We start from the raw sequence: 4,662 nt of genomic DNA on the forward strand, positions 1-4,662 counted from the left end.
TCCATGGGGCTGAACAGGCCGCCGCAAACTTTCGGCCCCAGCCGAATGCCGGGCAGCATTTTTTCGAAGCGCGTACGGTCGCATATCTCGAACTGATAATCGGGATGGGCGCGCGCCATTTTTTCCGCCGTAGCCCGCTGAGTCTCGAGCTGGTCCGCCGAAAGGCAGAAGATCATGCCGCCGCTGCGGCGGTACTCCATGTCGATATTGGTGAGTTCCCGCAATTCGGCGGCCAGTCCCGCCCACATGTCGGCGCTTTGTCGCGTGAGGCGTTGATAGGCAGGAAAATTGGCGCCCTTGCCCTGGACCCACACCAGGCCGCCATTGGTTCGCGAGGCGCGCAGCGCGTGATCCGCGCCGTCGATGATGATGACGCGCTTTCCCGCCTTCGCCAGTCCATACCCGACCGCGGAGCCAACAATGCCGCCACCTACGATCGCCAGATCGAATTCGAGTTTCATCCCCGACGGCCCTCATGCATTGCGTGATGGCAACCAGATGCGTCGAACACCTGATCGCTTTGATAAAGAACGTCGGTCACCGGATAGTCGGCAGCGTTTCCGGAGTCAGGGGCGCCAGGAAATCGATGCCGCCTTCGAGAACATAGAACACTTCCTCACACTGGAAGACTGCCCCGTCTCGCTCCAGCTTGGGCTCGATGTGCAGGATCATTCCAGGACGGATCGCCGTACGATCGTCTGGCCCCAATGCAGGCGTCTCGACAAGGTCCAGTCCGCTGCCGTGTCCGATGCGAACGCCGATCGCCCCCGGGGTGTGCAAGCTGAACTTGTTGCCAACATTCACCGGGCCCCACAGCTTATTGCCCTCGTTGTAGAGGTCGGCGGCAGTCATTCCTGGACGGACGAGATGGCACCACTCATGCGTAACGTCACGCACGGCCTTGTACGTTTCCAGTTCCCAGGCCTTGGGCTTCCCGGCGCGCGCGATCCGATTGCGATCCGCCGAATAGCCACCGTAGGTCGCCCGGAAATCGGCCCAGACGTAATGGCCTTCTTCCAGGCGCCTCGCGCTCGGGGGGCGCCCATATGTGAAATCACCCTTGCCGAAAATAACCGGGAGCGGAAAGGGGTCACCGCTCTCTGCGCCATTCAGGAAAGTCTGCGCCTGCATCATCCGCCACAGCTCGTATTCGGTGATGCCAATTCGGGCCTGAGCGATCGTTTGGTCGAAGGCCTCGTTGCAGATGGCAAAGGCAGTGCGTTTCAACTCAGCTTCAAACGGCGTCTTGATTTGGCGCACACGCCACAAAGTGGCTGTGGCGCTCTTCAAATCGCCCCGCGCCGACACATCGCGCAACGCATCGACAAGGAAGAGAGAGGCCCGGCCTGACATCTCTTCACCGTAGTCGACGCCCACCCTTGGTGCTTTGCCCTTGAACAGGTCCCGCACCGTGTCTGCAATGAGCTTCACCGCATCATCGATATAGCCCGCATAGTAGGCTGCGGAAAATGACCGTTCCTTCCACTCCACATAGGCTCGCTCGTAAGTGCCCCCAAAAAGCATAAGGTCTTCGGCGGTTATCAGCGCAAAGAACGGCCGCGAGTTGTAATAGTATGAGTTAGACCGAAAGTCCGTGAAGTACTGAATATTTTTCACGTCCGAAATAACGATCACGTCGAACCCGTCGGCGTTCATCTCCCGGCGAATGCTCTTCAGGCGAGCGGCGAGTTCGTCCGCCGGAACATCTGGAGACGGCGGCAGAACTCTGGGGACCAGCCCGGTCGCCGGATTGCTGGACAGGTGCTTCGTTTGCATGGCTCGATCCTTCGATAAGGGAAGTCTGGCGGCCAGGCCCATTGCCTTGCCGAGCTGTTCCCGCCGCTGACCAAATAGTATTGGGCGCGTTTTTTCTGATCCAATCGAATTATCAATGGGTTTCATGCCAGAACATTATGAGACGCAGCCCCCCTCGGGAACGCCGTTCCATTTGCAGCCGCTAAAATCGCCCGTCCCCAATGATGAGGATATCGGAGGCCCTCGGGAGGACCCGCTGGCTCCGATCTCGTTATCGCCGCGCCGGCGTTCCCGGTATATCAAATTCAACAACAGGTCGCATTTCATGCAAAAACCTGATGTATTGAAGGACCAAGGCCGCACGGGTTGACCGAACAAGGGGATGCGCATGCCGACCATCAGTCCGAAGCAGGTCGCCGCCTTCAGAGCGGTGATGCTCACCGGCGGCATCACGCGCGCAGCGTCCATGCTGCATCTCACCCAACCCGCCGTCAGCCGGCTCATAAAGGAGTTCGAGGCGACGCTTGGTCTCAGATTGTTTGAGCGCGCCGGTTCGGGCATCGTTCCCACCCGCGAGGCCAGCGTCATGTTCTCTGAAGTGGAACGACTCTTCACTGGCCTCGACCGGCTCATGCAGCTGGCCATCGAACTTCGGCAGGAGCCTACCCAGACCATTCGCATTGCGGCGTTCCCTGCGTTCGGCAACGGATTTCTGCCTCGCTTCGTGTCGCGTCTTCGGAAGCAGGTGCCGGACTGCCGACCATCTGTCTACAGCCTGGCCTCCCCGAACGTCATCGACTACGTGGTCAATGAGAAGTGCGACTTCGGCGTCGCCATTTCAGTCCCCGAACATCCGCTGGTCTCCGTCGTGGCGCTAGAAACAATGCAGCACGTCGTCGCGATACCTCACGACCATCCGCTCCGGCACCGACCATTTCTCGAGCCCAAGGATTTTACTGGCCAAGCGTTCATCGCCATCTCTCCCAGCCTCATGCACCTTCGCGTGGATGCGCTATTTGCGGAGCATGGGGTGGCTCCGAACACCATCGCGCAAACGTCACAAAGCACCGTGGCCTGCGCCATGATCGGCGCCGGGATGGGGATCGCGGTCGTCGATCCGTTCAGCGCCGAAGATGCGAAGGCGAATGGCGTAGTCGTCAAGCCGCTCAGGCCGGCGGTTTCATACGAGTTCGCTTATGTGCTTCCGGCCAAGAAGGAGCCGTTTGCCTTCGTTACGAAAACGATAAAGGCGCTACAGGAAGAGGTTGCCTGCCTGAGGGACGCCCAACATCCTGGGGCGCCCGGCCACTAACGAAGCGCCGGCCGTCGAAATGTCCGGCAACGGCGTCGCGCATTCATTTCGCTGCAGAGAAAGTGGTGCCCGCTAATCGGGACCGCCGGGCTACGAGCGTTTTGTTCCGGCATCCCTGGCGTCGGATGAGCCGCGCGAGTCCCATCCAACACATCACGTTTAGGCATGACAACCCACGCAAATTCGATTGGACGTGCGAAATCTGGAATGCAACGGTGACGTTGAACTTCGCCATGAGCTGCGATTCAGGGATCGAAAATGAACGCGGAAATGCCAATCGTTGTGCTGGTCGGTTCTCCTTATGAGAGAGGCCTTGCTCACGGATCCCGGTTCCGGAAAGAGATCAGCGCCATACTTGATCGCGATCTGGCTGCCCTTTCGGTGAACAAAGTCTGCGACGCTCGCACACGTGCCAGCGCGGCGTACGAGGAAATGCTTTCGCATGCTCCTGACGTTGCTGAAGAGATCAAAGGAATCGCTGAGGGATGCGGCCGTCCGCTGAATGACCTTGTGTTGCGTAGTGGTCCGGAACTGTTCAACCTATATGGTGATACTGGATGCAGTGCGCTCGCGTTCAAGACAGACACCGGAGCAGTTGCTGCTCAAAATTGGGATGGTATGCCCGCCAAGGACGTTGATCTCGCACTTTTTCTGCATTTTTCTCATAAGGGGTTCAAATTCGCGGTTGTCACGTCTTTTGGCGGCCTTTGCAATGTGGGAATGAACAGTCATGGGCTTGCGCTCGTCAATAACGACATCCTCCTGAACGAGTCACAGGACGGAATAACAAGCCAGGCCGTTCGCCGGCTCGTCATGGACATGCCGGACGTCAAATCTGCCCGCAGCATGTTGGCGTCGCTGACGCATATCGGTGGTAAATCCCATCTTTTCGCTGACCGCAATGGCGATGTTGCGAACGTGGAAATTTCGGCCGTGAGCGGGGCGAATTTCTTGCCGCCGGCAGACGTTTATGTACACACGAACAATGCGTTGTTGCCCGTCACGACCGGCGAAGAGAATACAAGGGCCCTCAGCAAGCACTATCCATCCTCTTCTGCACGGCTTAGATCCCTTCAGGCAGCGATTGCGCGCGAAGCGTTGAGCGTAGACGGAGCAATGCGGGTGTTGCGCGATGAATCTGGCGCGCCCAACTCCGTTTGCAAGACCGCATCAGCGGACGAACCAACTCAGACGGCATTTTCAGTCGTGATGGACTGCGCCCGTGGAGAAATCCATCTGGCGGCGGGCAGACCGTCGCTGAATGCCTACCGCAGGATCGCAGTTCCGACGTCTTAATTCGTATCGGACCTGGGCCGCTTGTTTGCACGACATCGCGAGCGTTGCGCCCAGCCTCTTATCACAAGGCCTCAGCCGATGGAGGTCCCGATCAACCTGGCCACCCATCTAGCTTCGTCGAGGACCGACAAAATGGAACCCAAGCCGAAATCCGGCGATACTCAATCCAAGCTCACCGGTTTGTCTTTACCCCCTGCCCCAGATGTCCCGGCGGACGAACTTGCGGCTCGACTGAGCAACATCCGCCGCGAAATGATTGCGGACAAGCTTGACGTGATCGTTCTCACCGACGTCAAGAA

At 58.6% G+C, this 4,662-nt stretch carries 4 protein-coding genes; 2 read left to right on the plus strand and 2 right to left on the minus strand.

Translation table 11 applies throughout. The annotated features are described in order from the left end of the window. The coding region (locus EOA86_RS22970) for an FAD-dependent oxidoreductase (RefSeq protein ID WP_164891918.1) at nucleotides 1–461 on the minus strand (461 nt) is incomplete at its 3' end. A gap of 76 nt (nucleotides 462–537) precedes the next feature. Beyond that, complete coding sequence (locus tag EOA86_RS22975; RefSeq protein ID WP_206630105.1) at nucleotides 538–1,902, minus strand: M24 family metallopeptidase; 1,365 nt, start codon at nucleotides 1,900–1,902, stop codon at nucleotides 538–540. A gap of 235 nt (nucleotides 1,903–2,137) precedes the next feature. On the opposite strand from EOA86_RS22975, the gene EOA86_RS22980 reads away from it, so the two are divergent. Beyond that, on the plus strand, nucleotides 2,138–3,067 hold the full coding sequence (locus EOA86_RS22980) for a LysR substrate-binding domain-containing protein (protein ID WP_128343735.1): 930 nt from the start codon (nucleotides 2,138–2,140) through the stop codon (nucleotides 3,065–3,067). Between the two features lie 258 nt (nucleotides 3,068–3,325). Further along, a complete protein-coding gene (locus EOA86_RS22985) occupies nucleotides 3,326–4,363 on the plus strand; it encodes a C45 family peptidase (RefSeq protein ID WP_128343737.1) in 1,038 nt (345 codons plus the stop codon). Nucleotides 4,364–4,662 lie beyond the last annotated feature (299 nt).

The organism is Mesorhizobium sp. M5C.F.Ca.IN.020.32.2.1, assembly GCF_004023105.1.
GTDB classification, from domain to species: domain Bacteria; phylum Pseudomonadota; class Alphaproteobacteria; order Rhizobiales; family Rhizobiaceae; genus Mesorhizobium; species Mesorhizobium wenxiniae.

What these genes read in the sequence shown, in the direction of transcription:
- EOA86_RS22975 (WP_206630105.1), bottom strand. Translation starts at nt 1,902, where the DNA reads ATGAAACCCATTGATAATTCGATTGGATCAGAAAAAACGCGCCCAATA.
- EOA86_RS22980 (WP_128343735.1), top strand. Translation starts at nt 2,138, where the DNA reads ATGCGCATGCCGACCATCAGTCCGAAGCAGGTCGCCGCCTTCAGAGCG.
- EOA86_RS22985 (WP_128343737.1), top strand. Translation starts at nt 3,326, where the DNA reads ATGAACGCGGAAATGCCAATCGTTGTGCTGGTCGGTTCTCCTTATGAG.